This is a genomic window from Serratia sp. CY43202 (genome assembly GCF_052168755.1).
GTDB lineage: Bacteria > Pseudomonadota > Gammaproteobacteria > Enterobacterales > Enterobacteriaceae > Serratia > Serratia bockelmannii.
On record NZ_JBJNMB010000022.1, the window covers coordinates 1 to 1,188 of the forward strand.

1 rRNA gene is annotated in these 1,188 nt (G+C 53.1%); it reads left to right on the forward strand.

Annotated elements, in window-relative coordinates:
- A 23S ribosomal RNA gene (locus ACJ8J5_RS24705) occupies window positions 1-1,188 on the forward strand; the annotation flags it as partial.

Consider the following 1,188-nt stretch of genomic DNA (forward strand, 5'->3'; position numbering starts at 1 on the left):
AAAGGGTGATAGCCCCGTACACTAAAATGCACAGGTCGTGAGTTCGATGAGTAGGGCGGGACACGTGACATCCTGTCTGAATATGGGGGGACCATCCTCCAAGGCTAAATACTCCTGACTGACCGATAGTGAACCAGTACCGTGAGGGAAAGGCGAAAAGAACCCCGGCGAGGGGAGTGAAATAGAACCTGAAACCGTGTACGTACAAGCAGTGGGAGCACCTTCGTGGTGTGACTGCGTACCTTTTGTATAATGGGTCAGCGACTTATATTTTGTAGCAAGGTTAACCGTATAGGGGAGCCGTAGGGAAACCGAGTCTTAACTGGGCGAATAGTTGCAAGGTATAGACCCGAAACCCGGTGATCTAGCCATGGGCAGGTTGAAGGTTGGGTAACACTAACTGGAGGACCGAACCGACTAATGTTGAAAAATTAGCGGATGACTTGTGGCTGGGGGTGAAAGGCCAATCAAACCGGGAGATAGCTGGTTCTCCCCGAAAGCTATTTAGGTAGCGCCTCGTGAACTCATCTTCGGGGGTAGAGCACTGTTTCGGCTAGGGGGCCATCCCGGCTTACCAAACCGATGCAAACTCCGAATACCGAAGAATGTTATCACGGGAGACACACGGCGGGTGCTAACGTCCGTCGTGAAGAGGGAAACAACCCAGACCGCCAGCTAAGGTCCCAAAGTCATGGTTAAGTGGGAAACGATGTGGGAAGGCATAGACAGCCAGGATGTTGGCTTAGAAGCAGCCATCATTTAAAGAAAGCGTAATAGCTCACTGGTCGAGTCGGCCTGCGCGGAAGATGTAACGGGGCTAAACCATGCACCGAAGCTGCGGCAGCGACGCTTAGGCGTTGTTGGGTAGGGGAGCGTTCTGTAAGCCGTTGAAGGTGGCCTGTGAGGGTTGCTGGAGGTATCAGAAGTGCGAATGCTGACATAAGTAACGATAAAGCGGGTGAAAAGCCCGCTCGCCGGAAGACCAAGGGTTCCTGTCCAACGTTAATCGGGGCAGGGTGAGTCGACCCCTAAGGCGAGGCTGAAAAGCGTAGTCGATGGGAAACAGGTTAATATTCCTGTACTTGGTGTTACTGCGAAGGGGGGACGGAGAAGGCTAGGCTAGCCGGGCGACGGTTGTCCCGGTTTAAGCGTGTAGGGGGTGTGACCTGGTAAATCCGGTTGCATATT